The sequence below is a fragment of the Candidatus Enterococcus avicola genome, from assembly GCF_047470845.1.
Classification (GTDB): domain Bacteria; phylum Bacillota; class Bacilli; order Lactobacillales; family Enterococcaceae; genus Enterococcus_D; species Enterococcus_D casseliflavus.
The window spans coordinates 1-18,806 of sequence record NZ_JBLGTY010000007.1; the positions used below are offsets into that span (position 1 = coordinate 1).

Here is an 18,806-nt window from a genome sequence, read left to right on the forward strand (position 1 = left end):
AAATTAAAATAACGATGGTTCATAGGGTTATCCAATCAAAACCGGAAGGTTAAAACCCTAACTCTAATATACAAGGAGGTGGATACGTGCTGCACACTTACGCACCTGATCAGATTTATTTGTATGTATTGATTGGCTGTGCCATTTTAGCCTTTTTGCTGCTTCTGTTTGGCGATATCTTCGATTTTGATGGTCCAATTGATCCGATGTTGATCATCCCCTGGTTTGCCTTTACGAGTCTTTTCGGTTACTTAGGGGAAACTATTTTCCCAGGCTATTCGATGATGCTTTTCATTGGTAGCGCTTGTCTTTCTACAGGGCTCGTTTTTCTCTTGAATTTTTACGTGCTGATTCCCATGAGGAATGCTGAAGCGACGCTGTCGAGTTCCGAGAAAGACTTTGAAGGTCGAATCGCAACGGTGCTGACGCCGATTCCTTGTGAAGGAATGGGTGAAATTCAACTCACAAGTGTCACTGGTTCAAGTAATCGTCCAGCCTCGGCTTTTCAACCTATCGATGAACCATTAGCAGCAGGATCAAAAGTGTTGATTATTGAAGTCAAAGAGCGTATTTGCTACGTCGTTCCCTATACAGAAAAATTTTTGGACAACTAAAATAAATCACTAAAGAGGTGCATCTATGGATATTTTCTTATCACCAATTGTCTTTCCGATCGCAATCGTGGCGTTCATTTTACTGATGCTTTTGATCATCTTTGTCACGAAATATCAAACAGCCAAGCCCGATGAAGCGTTGATTATTAGCGGAAGTTACCTTGGCAACAAAAATGTTCATGCGGATGAGAGCAATAACAAAATCAAAATCGTGCGTGGTGGCGGAGCCTTTGTTTTGCCAGTGTTTCAACGTTCAAACCGAATCAGCTTACTTTCCAGCAAGCTGGATGTTTCAACACCAGAAGTGTATACGGAACAAGGGGTTCCCGTTATGTGTGATGGAACTTCCATTATCAAGATCGGCTCATCCGTGGAAGAAATCGCAACGGCAGCGGAACAGTTTCTAGGAAAAACCCGTGAAGAATTAGAAAATGAGGCACGAGAAGTCTTGGAAGGTCACCTGCGTTCGATCCTTGGTTCGATGACCGTCGAAGAAATCTATCAAAATCGCGACAAATTTAGCCAAAGCGTGCAAGAAGTGGCCTCTGTCGATCTAGCGAAAATGGGCTTGATCATTGTCTCCTTTACGATCAAAGAAGTACGAGACAAAAATGGCTATTTAGATTCTCTTGGAAAACCTAGAATCGCCCAAGTCAAACGGGATGCTGAAATTGCAGAAGCCGAAGCGCTGAAAGAAACCCGCATCAAAAAAGCCCAATCGGAACAAGAATCGCAAACAGCGGAATCAAAACGCATGACCGAAATCGCTGAAGCATTAAAGGAAAAAGAATTGAAGTTGGCGCTTTATAAGAAAGAACAAGACATCGCCAAAGCCGATGCCGATCAAGCCTATCATCTGCAAAGTGCCATCATGAAACAAAAAGTCCGAGAACAAGAGATTGAAGTCGAAGTCGTTGAACGACAAAAACAAATCGAATTGGAAGAAAAAGAAATCTTGCGTCGTGAACGCCAATTTGATTCTGAGATCAAGAAAAAAGCCGATGCCGATCGTTATGCGCTTGAACAAGAAGCATTAGCGAAAAAAGCGTCTGCGTTAGCAACCACTGAAGCTGAGCAGTTTCGAACAGAGTCGTTGGCTAAAGCTGAAGCCGATAAGATTCGTCTGATTGGTTTGGCAGAAGCCGAGACGACTTTGGCGAAAGGAACGGCGGAAGCTGAAACGAAGGAAAAAATCGCTGAAGCCTTCAAGAAATATGATGAAGCAGCGATCCTTAGCATGATCGTTGAGATCATGCCGCAATTAGTCAAAGAGGCTGCCGCCCCATTAGGCAATATCGATAAAATTTCGGTCGTTGATACAGGATCAGGTGAAGGCGGCGGTGCCAATCGTGTCACCAATTACGCCACCAATCTTTTGTCGACCACACAAGAAACATTGAAAGAAACCCTCGGTCTGGATGTGAAATCGTTGATCGAAAACTTCGCCGGTTCCAATACGAGCGAGCCGCCTCAAGAATAAGAAAACTGCTGTTCGTCTTCATCGCTTCAAAAGCGACAAGGCGAACAGCAGTTTTTCTTACTCATTGCTATTGTGCTTACTCAGTGACCTCTTTGACATAGTTTGCAGGTACACCAGCCACGATCGTGCGCTCAGCGACATCTTTGGTCACCACTGCCCCAGCAGCAATGATCGCATGGTCACCGACGGTCACACCCGCAACGATCGTTGCATTTGAGCCAATCCAGACATTCTTCCCAATCGTAATGGGTGCTGGATAAAGCGTACTACGATCTTCAGGGTGAAGTCCATGATTCAAGGTAGCTAGAACAACGTTATGCCCAATTAGGGTACCATCACCGATCGTGATCCCTCCTTGGTCTTGAAAATGACAACCGGCGTTAAGAAACACCCCTTTACCAATTTGGATGTTTTTGCCGTAATCTGTATAAAAAGGCGGAAAAAGCGAAAATGTCGGTTCAACTGCTTTCCCAGTCAATTGGGCAAAAAGTTCTTGTAATTCATGAGGTTCATGATAAGCCGTATTGATTTCCATGGTCAGTTTTCTCGCCTCAGCACTCAAAGCCACCATTTGTTTTGAAGCTTGCGAACCGGCAAGTAAGGGTTCACCATTTGCCATAAGTTTGTTTAATTGATCGATTGTCATTTGTTTTTCTCCTAATCATTCGTTACTCACGAGTATTTTCTAGCGAAAAGACAACCTCCACGTCCTCTCCCCCCATTGCTTCCCTTAATCCTGCTGGATCTTCAATCACGCCGATACGACTATAGCCACCATAAGAATTGGTAAAGGTCTGATAAAACAGCACCAGCGTATGACTATTCCAGCTCATGATTTCTCCTTCGTGAATGATCTCCGGCCGTTCTGTAGTCATTTCTGGCAAATTCTCAGAAAAACGATAATATTTCTCGTTGTTGTTCAAGTCACTCATTGTCAACGTGAAGGGCATTTGATTCATTAGGTATTCAGACGCCTCATTTTCATAAAACTTCGCTATAAAATCCTGTTGACCAACCGTAATGACGACAGCTGTTTGTGATTCAATCGTCGGTTGATCATGATCCTGACTTGCCTCAGAGGAAGTTTCGCTGGCAGACAGCACATGCCTCTCCTCTGTTCCACTTGTCCCACAGGCACTTAGCAGGAACAGCAAGACAGCAGGGATGAGTTTTATCAACATGGCTTCGCTCCTTTCTGCTGATGATTCGATGTAGCGGCGGGCAACGGAATGCTTATTTTCTAAAACACGACTGCTCAGCAGAAGATATGGGACTGAACAGTCGTGCAGCTGGTTGTTGCGGTTTAATTCAAATGCTCTTGGAAGAATTCGGTCATTTGGTCAAAAGGAATCACCTCTGTTTGGTCGTATAGATCAACATGCGAAGCATTAGGAATGACTGTCAGCTCTTTGTTATCGCCTTGTAATTGCTCAAAGGCGTCTTGACTGAAGTAAAGTGAGTGGGCTTCTTCTCCATGAAGCAATAAAACGGCGCTTTGGATCTCATCAATGTAAGACAAAAGTGGCATATTCAAGAATGACAGCGAAGACGTGACATTCCAACCATCATTAGAGTTCAAGGAACGTTCGTGGTAGCCTCGTTCTGTTTTGTAATAATCAAAATAATCCTGCATAAAGACCGGCGCGTCTTCTGGCAGTGTATCTGGTACCCCACCTGCTCGTTCGTAGCTGCCATTGGCAAAATCAACTGTACGTTGGGCGTTCAGCTGCTGGCGCAATTCATGGCGTCCTTCAGCCCCCATTTCATCAAAATACCCTTGAGCATTGACTCTCGACATGTCATACATGGTGGCAGAAACAGTCGCTTTCACACGGGTATCGATGGCTGCGGCATTCAAAGCTAGACCACCCCAGCCACAAATCCCGATCAAACCGATTCTTTCTTCATCTACGTTTTCTTGGACAGATAGAAAATCGACGGCTGCTTGAAAATCTTCTGTATTAATGTCTGGAGAAGCCACATAGCGTGGTTCGCCACCGCTTTCACCTGTATAGGACGGATCAAAAGCGATCGTAACAAAACCACGCTCTGCCATCGTTTGCGCATATAGACCAGATGTCTGCTCTTTGACTGCTCCAAAAGGTCCGCTAACAGCGATTGCTGGAAGTGGTCCTTGCGCATCAATTGGTTCATAAAGATCAGCAACTAAAGTGATCCCGTAACGATTCTGGAAAGTCACTTTTCGGTGATTCACCGTGTCACTTTCTGGGAAAACTTTATCCCATTCATCTGTCAATGAAACATTTTCTGTCATCGTTTCTCCTCCTGAGCTGGCTTGCGGCTCTTCATTCGTCTCCTCATTATTGCTGCTACAAGCACCTAAAACCAACGGTGCCAGCACAACTAAAGACACAAAGGCCTTCTTTTGCCATTTTTTCATTTCATTCGCCTTCTTTCTCGATCAACTATCCTGTACCTTAGGGCGATTCTCCAATGTTTCTCAAATGATCAAGGGCTGGATGATCGTTTTTTCTTGATCGCTTGAGCTATTTTTGGATAAACCTATTGTACTTGCCGCATCTTTCTATGTAAAATACTAATATCAAATAACTAACTATTCATATAAAGCATAGAAAAAAAGGAGTATAGACCTATGGAATTAAAAAGTTTAACCACCTTTCTAGCAGTTGCAGAAAAAGAAACAATTTCAGCTGCCGCAAAACATCTGCATCTCTCGCAACCATCCCTGTCACGACAGTTAATGGAGTTAGAAAAAGAATTAGGTGTCACGCTGTTCACCAGAGGCAATCGCAAAATCACGCTGACGGAAGATGGCCTCTTGTTTCGTAAGCGGGCGGAAGAAATTGTAGAATTGTTAGAAAAGACCCGTTCTGAATTTTTGTCACCTCGAGATACGATTGCCGGTAACGTGTCGATCGGTGCTGGAGAAACCTACGTGATCCAGTTGTTGGGAAAAATCATCAAGGAGATTCAAGTTGAGTACCCTAACGTCAAATTTCATTTATTTAGCGGCAATGCTGACGAGGTCAAAGAACGGTTGGACAAAGGATTGTTGGATTTTGGCGTCGTGATCAGCCCCGTCGACGTCAAAAAATACCATTCCTTGCGCTTACCTGCCAGAGACACCTGGGGCGTCTTGATGCGAAAAGACAGTCCCCTTGCTAGTAACGAAGTCATCACACCAAAGGATCTCTGGGAGGTTCCGTTGATTACTTCACGACAAAGTCTGGTCAGCAGTGAGCTTTCTAAATGGTTGAAAAAAGACATGAACAAATTGACTGTCGTTGCCACGTATAATCTCGTGTACAATGCGTCAAAGTTGGTTGAAGAAGGCGTCGGCTATGCATTGACCCTCGACAAATTAATCAACTTCACCCCTGACAGTCCTTTATGCTTTAGAAAATTGAGTCCCACTCTTGAATCAGATCTTGCGGTCATTTGGAAAAACACCCAAGTTTTTTCAAAAGCCTCTGGACTTTTCTTGGAGCGGATGAAGGAACGCTTTATAGAGGAATGAGTTTTGAAAAACAAAAAACTAGGTGCCTCGTTTTTGACATGACACACCTAGTTTTTTATTAATTAAGATGATTCATTGACCAAAATCAGTTAGCGCGTTTCCTCTCTTAATCTCAGTCATTTCAATCCATCAACTGAACGAAACGAAATAACAGCCTATTGCTCTTATTTCACAGACCTTTATCGTGAGGTTTTCTAAAAAGTCATTCGATATTCTTATAGCTATGTTTCAAAAAATGGAACAAATTCTCTTTTCTTTTTTTCGAAGATGTCTAAGGATTTGACTCTACCTTTGCGAGATAAAACAGCCTAAATAGAATGCTTTCGAAACTCAGCGATTTGGTAAATATCAAGTAAAGGAACATCATTAGCGACATCAAAAATCACAGAAAAAAACTTCATTTTCGTGCCATTAGTTGGCGCCTTAAGAATGGTTTCCTTTGTCTCATCGCTTACTGGTAAAGACAATAACTGTGTTCGGACTTTCTCGCTAAAGTGAAAGGAGACTTTGAAGAAGCCCTCCCACATCGAGAGCCAAAAAATTGGTTTCACTTTATTCGTTCCACGAGTCGTTGTCCATTTGTATTCGCCTTTTGACAACCACGCTTTTCCATCTTGGTAATAGCGCCAATCCATAAGAGAGATGCCCTCGTTTTCAAGGGTTTCGATAAAACGTTGATAAATAACATATCCTTCACCCAGAGATTCTGCAATCAGCTGCTCTGTTGGTTTCACGTTTTTGTCTCGAAACAATTGCTTTTTGCCTTCCATCCTTCCACTCAACTCCTTTGCGCTTCGTTTTTTAAGGTTTTCGCTACGTTACAATTTGATTTTGTTGATATCATCTGTGATGACCCAATCATCCATATTTTTTTCACGATTGTACTGAAATGGTGTTATTTCTTCTAATTCAGCGATTTCATAGACTGCTAGATATTTTTTCCCTGCCCAACGATCGACTTGTTTTTTCGATAAATTCAACTCTTTTTCATAGCGTTTTACAAAATCTATGGATTCTTCTTTCGTCATCTTTTCAGATTCAACCACGTTGGCAATGATACCCCGATGAGTGATGGTCAAATCGCCGCCGGTCTCCACAAAATACACAAGATCGTTGATTTTGGCTCTTCCTCCTAAAGGTGATTTTCTGCCGGCTGCCCCCCGAATGATCATTGTTTTGTCACCTTGAATCAGTTTCTCAAGCTCTTTGGCTTCCTTATTTAAATAGACCAAATGTTCTGCCCGACCGGCTTTTCCTTGATACCATTCTGCTGGTTTTGTCATAAGAAGTTCCTCTTTTCATATGAATTGTTTTTTGAGCTGTTCATTCCATAGTGGCTAGTTATTGGAACGTTTTTTCAATGGTGTATAGGTGAGAGGTGCAACTGTTTAGATTGATGAATGAATAAAACTTTTGTGCAAAGGCATTAGGCGTGCCGCATCGGGCAAATGTTTCCGCATCTTCTTTCGTTTCGAACTTGGTGATGTCCGCCCAAGTTTCTCCATCTACTAATAATTCAAAAGAAAGGTATCCTCTTTGTTTGGAAATGTATTCTCGGTTTAATTGTTCAACGACACGAACAAATTCCGCTGTTGAAACGCCTTTTTTTAATTTGTACGAATTATGAAAAGCAACCTGTGCCATCGGGGCTTCCTCCTTTTAGATTCCATCAAGTAATAGAGCGTTTTAAAAAAAACTAACAGTTCTCCATTCAACCGTTCAAATGACTTTTTTAACGTCCGTTGTATTTCTACCCTGTCCTTTCTTAACAGTTGCAACAAAAAGTCCGTTCAGCAGGAGAGCATTTGGTACTAAAGCGAACACTCAAGAACTTCCCCCAATAGTTTGTCGTGGGGAACGATCAAACATTTCTCCATTGCTTTCCAGTAACTTTCATACAACTTTTTTTGAGCTTTGCCATAATTTTCTTCGCTATCAAACTCCCAATAGTGAGCATATTTCACACATTTTATGACTCTCGTCAATGGATCTGGCAGGCGACCTTCCTTGATGGTCCTCATTTCTTTGATGTAATGGGTTCGTTTCATTAATCGAAAGAACAAAGCCCCCTCCATGGCCTTCATTGCCTCTGTTGCATCCTGCATGACTGCTTCAAAGGTCTCAACACTACTGGGTTTCACTTGATAGATACTGATTTCTGAAAACACCCCGACCGCTCCTTTCACTTGTGATTTTCTTCTCAATTATAGTATACCAAGTTTACGTCATTGATAGTTTGGTCATTTTATTCATTTCTCATTTATCTTCCGTTTATTATTGATTTAGCCTCCTACCTGCGGGATCAAATTGCTAAATTATAATTTCATAAAAAGGCTAGCAGCCGAGCTTTATCAGTAGGTCACCTGCCTGCCATAGTCACAAAAGGGATCATTAAGCTTTCGTCTACAAAAAAAGCAATCAACTTTTGACAGCAGACTGCTTTTTCTTAACGCTCATTAGTGCAAAAGGAACGGTTTTAGCTCTGTCTCGATAAAGTCGATGCGATCAAAGACAGTTGGCTTAAAATACGCCGTAATGGCGATAACAGTCTCTGATTCGGGATCAATATAAAGGACATTTCCACTATTGCCGATGACGGCATAGGTGCTTTTCTCAGCATCCAAGATCCACCATAAATACCCATAACTCATATTTTGAAATTTCTCTATGTTTGTCTCTAGCGGATTGACCATTTCAGTGAGCCATTGTGAAGAAATCACTTGTTGTCCTTGATGGATGCCTTGGTTCAAGCATAGCTCACCGATTTTGGCTAAATCTTTTGCTGAAAGACAAAGCCCGTAACCTGCAGTGCCAATATTTAAAGGATCGCAAAACCAAACCGGTTTTTTTGGTGCCTTGCTCATCGTAAAGTGCTTATGCTCTTGTGCCGTTTCCGCATAATAATTGGTCAGTTCGGCTACACCAAGAGGTCGAAATAAATAATGGTTCGCATAATCAACGGTCGTCATTCCAGAAGCTTTCGCTAACAAACCAGTGAGGATCTGCAGACAAACGGTTTGATAATTGAATTCATTTGTCACCCCTTTTCTTCCTCCCAATAAATCAAGCGAGGCGCTGGTCCAGTCGTCACTCGAACAAACCTTTGTCCATGGATCACCTTTGCATTTATACGGGGCTCGCATCGTTAATAGGTGTTTGATCGTAATATCCTGAATCGTTTTTTCGCCCCGTTTTACTTGATAGTCTGGAAAATAATCGAGTACTTTGTCATTGACACTTCGGATGACACCTTGATCGATCGCTATCCCAACTAGTAGAGAAACGATACTTTTCGTAGCGGACATAAGGTGGCAAGTATCCTCTGGCTTATACTCATGCCACTCATCCGAGTAAACTTCCTTTCCATTTTGGTAGGCAGCAATTTGGCAAATATTAGGCTGGTTTTTACTGATACATGCATGCAGTTCTTGTCTATTCATTTGTGAAGCCTCCCTTCAAAGATAAGCATAATACCATTAAAAATTGTTTTCAATGTTATTTTTAAAATTGTTTTTGAAGGGTCTTTTAAAAGTCTATTAGCGATGAATACGCAAAAAAAGGCCCTCAATGATAGAGGCGCCTTACTTAAAACTTTCGAATATCGATTTTTGATTTCTATCCAGATTTTTTGAGAGGATCGTTATCAGCAATTCTTCTAATGCGGAAACAGTGGCGATGGTCCCCAAAATCAAGACAACAATTTTTGCATGACTCACCATGAGCAGCAATGGGAAACTACCTAAAAGAAAACCGACTGCTTTGTTGAGCCATGTATGCAGACTACTAAAAGACCGATATTTTACATAGCCAATCAGATAACTGACAAAACGAATCATAGCAATCACTAGTAGCCAGACCCAAAGCGTATGTGCCGCCAACAACTGTGGTAGAAAAGAAAGAAAAACTGCGAGAAAAAAGCTTACATCTGCGAAACTGTCTAGTAAGGCACCCACCTCACTCGTAAGATTCATCCTTCTTGCAAGCAGCCCATCGACGAGGTCGCTTACAAAACAATAGGAATAGAGCAGCCAAAACCAGCCAGACATTGGCTGAAGGAATAGTAAAAGTGGTGCGAGAATCAGTCGAGATGTGGTAAGGATATTGGGTAAATGATTCATTTGTTCTCCTTGCATTTCATTTTCTTCACAAATTTTGAAAGCCTAAGATTATTTCACGTACTTAAAAGTAGTCCAAAGACTTTTAAACGTTCTTTCAGTTGAGCATCCTGCAAGCCCTGATGCGAATGTTTCAAAACTGGTCCTTAGTATTCCTTCAACAATCGTATCCGATCCGTACTTCCTGGTATCCGATTCTGCACCTTTGTCCATCCCCCTGCTTGGTACACTTCATATTCTTCAAAGCGGCAAGGAAGACCTTTTGCATGGCCGATATCACTTGTGTCCATCACTTGAAAATGCAGATGAGGCGAAGTCGAATTTCCTGAATGGCCAACGTTTCCGATCACCATCCCTTTGGTGATATTTTGTCCTACGGAAACAGTGACAGATCCTTTTTGCAGATGAACAAATGCCATATAAACGCCCTCAGAAGCTTTTATCACAATGTAGTTGCCAGCTATTTGTTGATAATCATCTTTTTGTTCATTAAAAAACAGACCATTTTTTACAGCGATCGAAAAATCTCTGATCCAGTGAACGATTTTCCGTTCCCGATAGCCATCTCTTGCAACAATTACTTCGCCATCACAAGGCGCATAGATTTTTTCGCCCCAACAATAACAGCTCTCCAGCGGAACCCCTAAGAAGAAATAGCGCAGAAAGCTTCGATTATGAAAAGCTTTGGTTTTCCCCTCAAAATTAACTTGTAAAAAATCAAAGGCATAACGCAACCCCATTCGATCGGTACCATGGCTAGGAATCTTCTCGGCTGGTGTAGTCGGCGCAAGCCACTCACCTCTTAAGGGGAATCCAATGGTTATCGGCTGCTCTTTCATAGGGCTTTCTCCTTTTTGGATCACATGATCTCTTTTATTTTGAAATGACTATCAATCGCGCGGCACTCTATACCCGTGCTTTACTCCTTTTCACTATAGGTCACCTAAGGATTTTTTTCAACTCTAAAAAGTGGGCTAACGGGCGTGCCTATCAAAAAAACACCTCAATCATGTAGTGATTCCAAACTGTTAGACCAAAAATTCTAACTTTTGAGCGTCGCTTCATGGATGAGGTGTTCTTACATTTTATTTTTTTGTAGCTCTTGGCGGTGACGGCTAATCCATCTAGCTATCGTCTGACAAAATAGCATTTGTCCCCCCGCTACTGTTTGCGCTCCACCAATCGATAGTAGACTCTTGCGGTGATGAAATACACCAGTAGATAAATCATTGTAAACAATAGGACAGAAATAATCGTTACCGTGATCAATAAGTTACGATCCGTCAGACCAAAAAGAATCAGTAATTTTCGAATCATTGGTAAAGCAAACGCCAAATGGATGATCGCTGCCACCAAAGGAAATGAGAAGATCATCAAAACTTGCTGCTGGATCACTTGCTTGACTTCCTTATGGCTTAACCCAACTTTTTGCAAGATCTCGAAACGTTCTTTGTCCTCCATCCCTTCGGAAACTTGTTTATAATAAATAATCAATGCAGCAGCTAAAATAAAGATCACACCAAAAATCAAGCCTAAGAAGAAGAAGCCGCCGGTAAAGGTTTTTGTCTCAACTTCAAAAAGATCTTTTGATTCAACGCTCGCCTGAGCATCTGCTGCCAGAAGTTCGCTGCGAATCTCTTTTGCGATGGCTTCGCGATCGCTTGTTTCTGCTGCTTGAAAATTAAAGACTGTTGTTGTCACTGGTTGCTGGTAAAGTTGAAACTCTTCGTTTTGATACCAAGCGCTTAGCTTTTCGGCAAGCCACTGATCATCCACCACGAGAACAAGATGCTGAACGGGGTTTTCTGTTTTCGTGAATGTTGGCAGTTCTTTCAATTCCCGCAAGCGAAATTGACGATCATCGATCGTCGTCTTTTCTGGTAACGCTTGATGCGTCCAGGTGGCGGGAAAAACGAATAGTTCGTCGTCAGTGGGTCCTGTTTTCCCAGTGATTTCATGGTATTCAGAACTGGTAAGAAAAATAAGATACACGGCTTTATCTAAACTACCGCTATTTTCTTCAAAAGTGGTTGAGGGAACAAAATTTGGTTCCTCAAAGGTAAAAAGCAACGGTCTTGTTGTAGTGACTTGCTGGCGCTCTTTGATCGTTAGCTTCTCTTCAAGTCCATTAATTGCTGTGTTGATTTGCTGGGAATCAGCCGCTGACTCAATTTGAACATCGTAAGGAAAACGGGTTTCGATCACATTCTTTTGTCCAAAATAAAGACTGGCGGTCGTAGCAACGGTCACTAAAACCATCGTTGATAAAATACAAATACTTGCTAAACCAGCCGCATTTTGCTTCATCCGATACAACATGGTAGAGACATTGATAAAATGGGTCGTTTGATAATAATAGGTCGTTCGTTTTCTTAAAAACTGCAATGCTTTGATACTGCCCGCAATAAACAACAAATAGGTAGCCAAGATTACGAGGACAACGGCGACAAAGAACAGGCCTAATGCACTGATAGGAGACTTGATCGTCACAGAGATCGTATAGCCTGCCACTAAACAAAGGACACCTAATAGTGCCAAAATACCTTTTGCTCGTGGTTCTTTTTCATTTCGCTTGCTTCCCTGCAGTAATTGAAGTGGATTGGTTTTTCGGACTTGCAGTATGTCAAATAAAAATAAACAACCAAAGACGAACATAAAATACAGGATCACCAAGCCAATACTCTCAAATGACAGTTTGAAGACAAAGAACTCGCCTACGGCTAAGATTTTCTTCAGTATCAAAAATCCTAATCGTGCAAACAATAAGCCACTGATCAGTCCGGCGGCAAGGCTAATGAGAAAACTGTAAAAGAGTTCCCAAAAGACCACGAAGGCTATCTCACGTTTTCCTAGTCCTAAAACATTGTAGAGACCAAATTCTTTTTTTCGCTGCTTGATCAAAAAGTTATTGGTGTAAAAGGAAAAGATCGCCGCAAAAATCATGAGGATGATATTTCCTAAACGAAACATGAAGATGGCGCTTTGACTACTAGGAAGTTCCTTCATTCCTGGATTGTTCACGATGATTTGCGTCATCATCAAAACAGCCACCAAGAAACTCATAGATAATAAAAAGGGTGTGTAAGCTTTGGCATTTTTACGCAAATTGGAGAAGGCGATTTTTTGAAAGAACATTCGTTACTCCTCCTTTGCAAAGACAGCAGTCATTGTTTCGGCGATTGCTTCTAGAAAAGCGGTATTGCTGCGATCCCCTCGATACAGCTGGTGAAACACATACCCGTCTTTGATAAACAAGACGCGTTGTGCGCGACTGGCTGCGATCGAACTGTGAGTGACCATCACGATCGTCTGTCCATTTTGATTGATCTGTTGAAATAATGTCAGTAATTGATCAGAGGTTTTCGAATCCAGCGCTCCGGTTGGCTCATCTGCTAATAGCAGTTCCGGTTTTGTGATGATTGCTCGTGCGACAGCAACTCGTTGTTTTTGTCCGCCAGACAATTCATACGGATAGTGCTGCAATAAATCGGCGATCCCTAAAGTTTGTACGATAGGTTGAAGCTGCTTTTCCATTTGTTTGACGGAAACTTTTGATAAAACTAATGGCAATAAAATATTGTCTTTTACCGAAAAGGTGTCCAATAAATTAAAGTCTTGAAAAACAAAGCCTAAGTGATCCCGTCGAAAACTCGCTGCGTCTTTTTCTTTGATCGTGGTCAGATCGATGCCATTCAGCTGCATTTCACCCGCTGTTGGTTGGTCTAACGTCGCCATCAAGTTCAGCAACGTACTCTTTCCCGAGCCTGATTCCCCCATGATAGCGACATATTCCCCTTCTTCTACCATAAAGGTAATATTTTTCAACGCTTCAACGGGTTGTCCGTTCAGCTGGCTTTGATAGATTTTTTTTACTTGTTGAATGTTTAAAAGTGTCATCTTGTTCCCTCCTTCCTTTTTAGAATAAGCTGACTGGCAGAAAAAAGCGACTTACAATAAAAACCGCAAACTTACAGTGTTGAAAGTTTGCGGCTATCGGTTATTTGTGGTGGGAAAATGAAGTGTGACGATGGTTCCCTGTCCCACTTCAGAATCAATCGCTAAACGGCAGCCGATTTTTTCAGCCGCTTGTTGACTCATATATAAGCCTAGCCCGCTCGCTCGTTGCTGAAAGCGACCATTTTGTCCCGTATATCCTTTCTCAAACACCCTTGGCAAGTCTTCCTTACGAATACCAATGCCGCTATCTTGAATCACTAAGGCATTGTCTTTAGTGAAAACGTTGATGCCACCAGTTTCGGTATACTTCAAGCTGTTGAAAAGAACCTGTTCAAAAATAAAAACGAGCCACTTTCGATCGGATGTCACCGTTAAATCCACCGCCATGTCCAGTTGCAGATTCTTTTTCGAGAAAAACAAGGCATACTTTTTGATCGTTTGACGAACGAGGGGCGCTAAAGCAATCGACTCAAAGACAAAATCTTCATTCGCTAAATTTTGTCGTAAATAATTCAACATCATTTGCAAGTAATCATTCACCTTAAATAATTCCGCTTTGACCTCCGTCGGTGACAACGAATCGCTTTGGACCAAAAGATCCAGCGCAGCTAGAGGCGTTTTGATTTGATGAAGCCACAAGCCGAAATCTTCATAAATTTCTTCATTTTTTAACGCTGCCTTGTAATCAGAAGTGGTTTTTTCTCTTGCCAATTGTTTAAGAAGGGCTTGGTATTCGTCTTCTAAACGATTTCGAGTGGCAGGCAAGAACGCCAACGCCGCTTCCGTCATACGTTCTTTTCTTAATAAATGCTGCAGCTGCTTTCTTTTTTGTGCGTAACGAAAATAATGAAAAAGGGAAAGTCCCCCTAAGATCACCCCTGAAAAGACCACATAGTCAATGAAGGGCTCCAACGAAAGGCTGTGGAGAAAGAATAGCCCAAATAGGCCCGCACTAAACAGCAGGTAAACGAGATAAAACTTTCCATAAAGGACGAAATATTCTTTCACGTTAGTCATAGGCGTGTTCCTTTTCTATCAAATACCCTTTATTCTTTACCGTCTGGATCAAATCGGATAGTTCGATCTGGCTTAATTTTTTTCGCAAGCGGGTCATATTGACCGCTAATGTGTTATTATCGATGAATTCTTCACTATTCCAGAGCATTTCAATGATGGTCTCTTTGGCTACGATCTTCCCTCGATGCTGCAAAAGCAAGGAAAGAATCCGAGCTTCATTTGGAGACAGTGGCAACTGTTCCCCCTGCTTTTTTAATACATTTTCTGTGGGATAAAAGGTTACTTGCCCTATCTCAAAGGTCAGCGCTTGTTGGTGGCTATACTGATAGCTGCGCCGCAGCAATGCTTGGATTTTTGCCAAAACGAAGGCTAAATCAAAGGGTTTTGTTAAATAATCATCTGCTCCCATGTTCATCGCCATGATCTGATTCATCTGTTGATCCATCGACGAAAGGAAAATGATCGGCACTTCTGACTTCTTGCGAATTTCTTGGCACCAATGATACCCGTTGTAATAAGGCAGCGAAATATCTAAAAGAACGAGATCCGGTTTGATCTCATGAAACTCTTGCAAGATGCTAGCAAAATTCTTCGCGGAAACACATTCGTACCCCCATTGCTGCAAATATTCTGCTAGAACAGAGACGATCGTTGCATCATCTTCAACAAGATATATTTTTTGCATGTCTTTCTCCTCTCTGTTGATTAATCACTTGCTTCTTTACAGACAGTGTACCAGAAAAGAAAAAGAATCGTCTAGATGGGGGGAACCTTTCAAAGGGCTGTTTTTTTCCTCAATCCTCTGCCAATCGAGCAAGAATTTCTTGGTAACGCTGTGTGGCAAAGGGACTGATATGCCCTTTTTGGCAAAAATTCAGTTTCCTCAGTTTGGGTACGACCCGTTCTACGATGACATTGCCATTTTGAACTTTCGATTCAAACTGCTGCAAAGCCTCCAAAAATCGTGCGTCTTTTCTAGCAGAAGGATAAAAAGACAAGACATACAGATAATAAAAAAGATTGTATCCTCTAAAGGGATATTCTGTCTGCATAAATAATGTACCCATCCCATAATGACAGGGACTGAGTGGCTGACGGATCTCCCAATGAGCAAGCAAAAATTCGCTTGCTTGCTTAAGCGTTTCCATCTGTTCACGATCATGAGTATAGCGAAAGGCATCAAGGACCGTTAACGTCGTCATTGGCGTGGAAAAGTGGGTCTCAGGGCCGCGACCAAAACTATACTTATTGCACTTCCAGCCGCCATCTGCTTCCTGAGTAGCAAGAAAATAGTGAAAGGTCTGTTGCAGCCGCTGGTCCCTTGTGTAACCAAGAGCACACAGCGTTCGCAAAGCCAACGCCGTATGACATGGATAGATCCCCCCTGACGGAGAAATTTTAAATCTGCCGTCTTCTCTCCATCCTTGAAAGATCAATGCGGCTGTCTCTTTTAATAAGTTCTCCTCACGTGACATGCCAAGTTCAAGTAAATAAAGAGGACTTTCTAAGGTCGTAAAGGGTGCTCCTTTTAGTAATTTATGGTCTGGCGTCGACCATAAATCGGCGCCATGATCATATTGATGGGAAATGATTGCTTCGATGTCTTGCTGAACCCTCTGATCCATATTGATCTTCCTCAATCTCTTAAGTGTCGTGCAATCAACCCAATAATCCTCATTGACCCACGGTGCACTCGCTTCTAGAATGATAAAAATTCGAACGTTTTTTAACACATGAGTTAAGTTTTTGTTTTTGAATTGTCCAAATGAATTTTAGAAATCAAATAGTTTTTTCCCGACGGACGTACTTTTAAAAAGAATGTTCTAGTTTTCCTGATGACAGGTTTTAAAAAAGTTTGTCTCTGAAATCGCATGATCATCCGAACCCCATAATGAAAGATCACCTGAATAGGAACACGCTCACGCAACAAGTTCATGCCCCACTCTTTTAATAAAAGGAATCAGGCATAATGAAATAATTCAAAACGAATGCCTTCTGGGCTTTCAAAGAATAAGGCATAGTAGTTAGGGGCGATGCGCTCTTTGTATTCCATTGGTCGATCGTGAAGGATCTTTACCCCTAAAGCTTTTATTTTGGGAAAGATCGCATCTACGACTTCGCGGCTTTCCGCCTTAAATGCTATGTGTTGAACAGAGCCCGGTTTTCTTGAATCGATTTTCTCGTTCTTCCATTCTTTTCGTGGGGAACAAATGCCGAAATCAAATGAATCGCCTATATATTCTACTACTTCCATATCGGCATGTTCTAAGTACCCAGAATATTTCTTCTGAAGGTCAAAACCTAATAGTGCAAATAATTGATCATAAAAGCCTTCTGCTTTTTTTACATCATTGACTGTGATTTGGATATGGTGAAACTGAATGTTCATATTCGCTCCTTTCTGGCTAACAAATTAAGTGTTTCATGAAAAAAGCCGCTTGCGGAAGTTTGATTCAACTAAATTAGCTAGGAAGCTCACTTAATGTAGAAATTACCTTTTCCATTGCCGTTGCTACTTCTTTAGGCAACTTATTATAGCCATCATTTTCTGTCTCTTGAGCCAAAATAAAGTCCAGCCGTCCTTGCATCCGCTCTCTTAAATGAGTAACATAGGAGGCAGCTTGAAAATCGACTTTAAAGCCTGTTACTGGCAGGAAACTCATTTCAGTGATCCCACCGAAATTTTTAAATTCAGCCTCGCCTTCCACAATTTTTTCAATCGATGTTAGTGTGACTTCAGGCGTGACTTTCTTGCCTTTGTAAAAGCCTGTATTTAGAATATAACAAGCCGTTTGGTTTTCTTTAAACAAGTGCATGAAATGGGCAAAATCTTCCCCTAAAGGATAGACTCTAAATGGATTGGCATAAGGTTCGATGACCAGTTTATCTATATCCGTGGTCTCGACAATATGTTCAGCTGTCGTGCGCTTCGTAGCTAAGGTCAAACCAAAAACAGCGGCTAAAATCGGATCGTCAATTTTTACTACAGGAGGCAGCGTGTCATCTTTCATGATCCAACATACGGCATCGATCGGCGAATCTAAATGGTCCACCCGATTAGGTGTGACATATCGTGATTTGACGGTTCGACCATTCCCATTACGAATATCTTGGGTCACGAGGACCTTTTTTCCTTTCTCGTCTAAAGTAACCCCAACATTTTGACAGGTGATAAAGTAGCGGACACTTGGGTTGGTTAGTGGATAGTCTTGCGTTTTATCAAAATAAGAAGGCTCCAGTGCAGTAGATGCCCCATTTGTTTGATTAATCACAAATGCATCGTCATGCAGAACCTTGATCTCATATTTGCCACCATGTTCTGCCAATGTGATAGTCGATTTTCCTGATCCTGAAAGACCAAAAGCAGCCATCGTAAATGTTCGATTCGGTAACTGATACTGCTTCATTCCCCCATGACACGCCACAAAGCCATGGCGATGCGCGGTAGCCCAAGCCAAAGTTAATGTCGCTTTTTTCAATTCACCAAAATAGTTTAAACCTAAGACTGCCGCAACATTGTGTTCAGGATCAAAAAGAGACAGTCCATAAGGAAAATCAGGATGAGACCAATCTGGATCAGCGTACAAAAAAATGTCCGTCTCTGGATATTCTTTGGAACGTTGGTACCTTTCTTCCCATGATTTCGTCATCAATTGAAAATTCAACAAATAAGAGTAAAAGTTGGTTTCATAGTGCTCTGGTATCAACAGGTGAGCTTTGACCATAAACGCTTCATCTAATCCTACAACAACTTCACCACCATAAAATTGCTTGCGGGTTCCTTGGTATAAGGCATCTCGCAAAATGTCTTCATATAATTCTCGCTGGATTCCAGGATGCCCGATGATGCGTCGAGCTGCCGCTGTCCGTCCAACCACTTTTCCGTCATTAAACACGATGACTTTTGCATCCTCTGGTAGTCCTAACCCCTTGGTGTGTGTTACCGGCATATCCGTAAGAATAGCGCCAGAAGATTCTTTTGCTAAGTGATAGGCAGTGGCTAGATCATGAATCCAAGTGACATTGTTCCCATAAAAAGCTGACTCTATCAACACTTTAAAACTCGACAAATGTGTATTTTGCGGTGTAATCTCTTTGTGTGAAAATGCACGAATCGTTGCCAT

20 protein-coding genes are annotated in these 18,806 nt (G+C 41.8%); 3 read left to right on the forward strand and 17 right to left on the reverse strand.

The window, feature by feature from the left end; all coding sequences use genetic code 11:
- Positions 1–86 precede the first annotated feature (86 nt).
- Both ACI3E5_RS07865 and floT read left to right on the forward strand, forming a co-directional pair.
- A complete protein-coding gene (locus tag ACI3E5_RS07865) occupies positions 87–614 on the forward strand; it encodes an NfeD family protein (RefSeq protein ID WP_034858578.1) in 528 nt (175 codons plus the stop codon).
- Between the two features lie 25 nt (positions 615–639).
- Positions 640–2,094 carry a flotillin lipid rafts scaffold protein FloT gene (gene floT / locus ACI3E5_RS07870; protein WP_005230116.1) on the forward strand — a complete coding sequence of 485 codons (1,455 nt, stop codon included), beginning with the start codon at positions 640–642 and terminating at the stop codon, positions 2,092–2,094.
- Positions 2,095–2,170: 76 nt separating this feature from the next.
- Here floT and ACI3E5_RS07875 read toward each other — a convergent pair whose 3' ends face one another.
- The 3 genes from ACI3E5_RS07875 to ACI3E5_RS07885 all read right to left on the reverse strand — a co-directional run bounded on the left by ACI3E5_RS07875 (position 2,171) and on the right by ACI3E5_RS07885 (position 4,495).
- On the reverse strand, positions 2,171–2,740 hold the full coding sequence (locus ACI3E5_RS07875; protein WP_325845064.1) for a sugar O-acetyltransferase: 570 nt from the start codon (positions 2,738–2,740) through the stop codon (positions 2,171–2,173).
- Between the two features lie 22 nt (positions 2,741–2,762).
- Complete coding sequence (locus ACI3E5_RS07880; RefSeq protein ID WP_325845063.1) at positions 2,763–3,275, reverse strand: cyclophilin-like fold protein; 513 nt, start codon at positions 3,273–3,275, stop codon at positions 2,763–2,765.
- A gap of 122 nt (positions 3,276–3,397) precedes the next feature.
- The gene (locus ACI3E5_RS07885) at positions 3,398–4,495 is read right to left on the reverse strand and encodes an alpha/beta hydrolase (RefSeq protein ID WP_411814115.1); all 1,098 of its coding nucleotides are present in this window, start codon (positions 4,493–4,495) and stop codon (positions 3,398–3,400) included.
- 213 nt (positions 4,496–4,708) lie between these two features.
- Here ACI3E5_RS07885 and ACI3E5_RS07890 point away from each other — a divergent pair, with 213 nt between their 5' ends.
- A complete protein-coding gene (locus ACI3E5_RS07890) occupies positions 4,709–5,593 on the forward strand; it encodes a LysR family transcriptional regulator (RefSeq protein WP_074535248.1) in 885 nt (294 codons plus the stop codon).
- A 308-nt stretch (positions 5,594–5,901) separates the two neighbouring features.
- On the opposite strand, the gene ACI3E5_RS07895 is transcribed toward ACI3E5_RS07890, so the two are convergent.
- From ACI3E5_RS07895 to ACI3E5_RS07960, 14 genes are all read right to left on the reverse strand, one after another.
- Positions 5,902–6,363, reverse strand: coding sequence for a DUF3788 family protein (locus tag ACI3E5_RS07895; RefSeq protein WP_142964824.1), 462 nt, complete (start codon positions 6,361–6,363; stop codon positions 5,902–5,904).
- A gap of 48 nt (positions 6,364–6,411) precedes the next feature.
- Positions 6,412–6,876: a hypothetical protein gene (locus ACI3E5_RS07900; protein WP_325845060.1), complete on the reverse strand. Its 465-nt coding sequence runs from the start codon at positions 6,874–6,876 to the stop codon at positions 6,412–6,414.
- A 58-nt stretch (positions 6,877–6,934) separates the two neighbouring features.
- The gene (locus ACI3E5_RS07905; protein ID WP_015509867.1) at positions 6,935–7,237 is read right to left on the reverse strand and encodes an antibiotic biosynthesis monooxygenase family protein; all 303 of its coding nucleotides are present in this window, start codon (positions 7,235–7,237) and stop codon (positions 6,935–6,937) included.
- A gap of 167 nt (positions 7,238–7,404) precedes the next feature.
- A complete protein-coding gene (locus ACI3E5_RS07910) occupies positions 7,405–7,779 on the reverse strand; it encodes a hypothetical protein (RefSeq protein ID WP_325845059.1) in 375 nt (124 codons plus the stop codon).
- A 270-nt stretch (positions 7,780–8,049) separates the two neighbouring features.
- Positions 8,050–9,033, reverse strand: coding sequence for a serine hydrolase domain-containing protein (locus ACI3E5_RS07915; RefSeq protein ID WP_498821336.1), 984 nt, complete (start codon positions 9,031–9,033; stop codon positions 8,050–8,052).
- A gap of 141 nt (positions 9,034–9,174) precedes the next feature.
- Positions 9,175–9,726 (reverse strand): CDP-alcohol phosphatidyltransferase family protein, encoded by a 552-nt coding sequence (locus ACI3E5_RS07920; RefSeq protein WP_142968180.1) that lies wholly within the window; start codon positions 9,724–9,726, stop codon positions 9,175–9,177.
- A 128-nt stretch (positions 9,727–9,854) separates the two neighbouring features.
- Positions 9,855–10,547, reverse strand: a complete 693-nt coding sequence (locus ACI3E5_RS07925) for a M23 family metallopeptidase (RefSeq protein ID WP_121261144.1) — start codon at positions 10,545–10,547, stop codon at positions 9,855–9,857.
- A gap of 322 nt (positions 10,548–10,869) precedes the next feature.
- The gene (locus ACI3E5_RS07930; protein ID WP_498821339.1) at positions 10,870–12,843 is read right to left on the reverse strand and encodes an ABC transporter permease; all 1,974 of its coding nucleotides are present in this window, start codon (positions 12,841–12,843) and stop codon (positions 10,870–10,872) included.
- Between the two features lie 3 nt (positions 12,844–12,846).
- Complete coding sequence (locus tag ACI3E5_RS07935) at positions 12,847–13,605, reverse strand: ABC transporter ATP-binding protein (RefSeq protein WP_010749611.1); 759 nt, start codon at positions 13,603–13,605, stop codon at positions 12,847–12,849.
- Between the two features lie 93 nt (positions 13,606–13,698).
- Positions 13,699–14,682 carry a sensor histidine kinase gene (locus ACI3E5_RS07940; RefSeq protein WP_074932632.1) on the reverse strand — a complete coding sequence of 328 codons (984 nt, stop codon included), beginning with the start codon at positions 14,680–14,682 and terminating at the stop codon, positions 13,699–13,701.
- Positions 14,675–15,367, reverse strand: a complete 693-nt coding sequence (locus tag ACI3E5_RS07945; RefSeq protein WP_010749609.1) for a response regulator transcription factor — start codon at positions 15,365–15,367, stop codon at positions 14,675–14,677. The genes ACI3E5_RS07940 and ACI3E5_RS07945 overlap by 8 nt, the downstream gene beginning before the upstream one ends.
- 109 nt (positions 15,368–15,476) lie before the next feature.
- Entirely contained in the window at positions 15,477–16,307 is an 831-nt protein-coding gene (locus ACI3E5_RS07950; protein ID WP_325845056.1) for a prenyltransferase, read from the reverse strand.
- 335 nt (positions 16,308–16,642) lie between these two features.
- Positions 16,643–17,071, reverse strand: coding sequence for a VOC family protein (locus tag ACI3E5_RS07955; protein WP_010749608.1), 429 nt, complete (start codon positions 17,069–17,071; stop codon positions 16,643–16,645).
- A 73-nt stretch (positions 17,072–17,144) separates the two neighbouring features.
- Entirely contained in the window at positions 17,145–18,806 is a 1,662-nt protein-coding gene (locus tag ACI3E5_RS07960) for a phosphoenolpyruvate carboxykinase (ATP) (RefSeq protein WP_498821344.1), read from the reverse strand.

Excerpts from the sequence above, each read along its gene's own strand:
- floT (WP_005230116.1), top strand. The coding sequence starts at position 640 with ATGGATATTTTCTTATCACCAATTGTCTTTCCGATCGCAATCGTGGCG.
- ACI3E5_RS07875 (WP_325845064.1), bottom strand. The coding sequence starts at position 2,740 with ATGACAATCGATCAATTAAACAAACTTATGGCAAATGGTGAACCCTTA.
- ACI3E5_RS07880 (WP_325845063.1), bottom strand. The coding sequence starts at position 3,275 with ATGTTGATAAAACTCATCCCTGCTGTCTTGCTGTTCCTGCTAAGTGCC.
- ACI3E5_RS07885 (WP_411814115.1), bottom strand. The coding sequence starts at position 4,495 with ATGAAAAAATGGCAAAAGAAGGCCTTTGTGTCTTTAGTTGTGCTGGCA.
- ACI3E5_RS07890 (WP_074535248.1), top strand. The coding sequence starts at position 4,709 with ATGGAATTAAAAAGTTTAACCACCTTTCTAGCAGTTGCAGAAAAAGAA.
- ACI3E5_RS07895 (WP_142964824.1), bottom strand. The coding sequence starts at position 6,363 with ATGGAAGGCAAAAAGCAATTGTTTCGAGACAAAAACGTGAAACCAACA.
- ACI3E5_RS07900 (WP_325845060.1), bottom strand. The coding sequence starts at position 6,876 with ATGACAAAACCAGCAGAATGGTATCAAGGAAAAGCCGGTCGGGCAGAA.
- ACI3E5_RS07905 (WP_015509867.1), bottom strand. The coding sequence starts at position 7,237 with ATGGCACAGGTTGCTTTTCATAATTCGTACAAATTAAAAAAAGGCGTT.
- ACI3E5_RS07915 (WP_498821336.1), bottom strand. The coding sequence starts at position 9,033 with ATGAATAGACAAGAACTGCATGCATGTATCAGTAAAAACCAGCCTAAT.
- ACI3E5_RS07920 (WP_142968180.1), bottom strand. The coding sequence starts at position 9,726 with ATGCAAGGAGAACAAATGAATCATTTACCCAATATCCTTACCACATCT.
- ACI3E5_RS07925 (WP_121261144.1), bottom strand. The coding sequence starts at position 10,547 with ATGAAAGAGCAGCCGATAACCATTGGATTCCCCTTAAGAGGTGAGTGG.
- ACI3E5_RS07930 (WP_498821339.1), bottom strand. The coding sequence starts at position 12,843 with ATGTTCTTTCAAAAAATCGCCTTCTCCAATTTGCGTAAAAATGCCAAA.
- ACI3E5_RS07935 (WP_010749611.1), bottom strand. The coding sequence starts at position 13,605 with ATGACACTTTTAAACATTCAACAAGTAAAAAAAATCTATCAAAGCCAG.
- ACI3E5_RS07940 (WP_074932632.1), bottom strand. The coding sequence starts at position 14,682 with ATGACTAACGTGAAAGAATATTTCGTCCTTTATGGAAAGTTTTATCTC.
- ACI3E5_RS07945 (WP_010749609.1), bottom strand. The coding sequence starts at position 15,367 with ATGCAAAAAATATATCTTGTTGAAGATGATGCAACGATCGTCTCTGTT.
- ACI3E5_RS07950 (WP_325845056.1), bottom strand. The coding sequence starts at position 16,307 with ATGGATCAGAGGGTTCAGCAAGACATCGAAGCAATCATTTCCCATCAA.
- ACI3E5_RS07955 (WP_010749608.1), bottom strand. The coding sequence starts at position 17,071 with ATGAACATTCAGTTTCACCATATCCAAATCACAGTCAATGATGTAAAA.
- ACI3E5_RS07960 (WP_498821344.1), bottom strand. The coding sequence starts at position 18,806 with ATGGCAACGATTCGTGCATTTTCACACAAAGAGATTACACCGCAAAAT.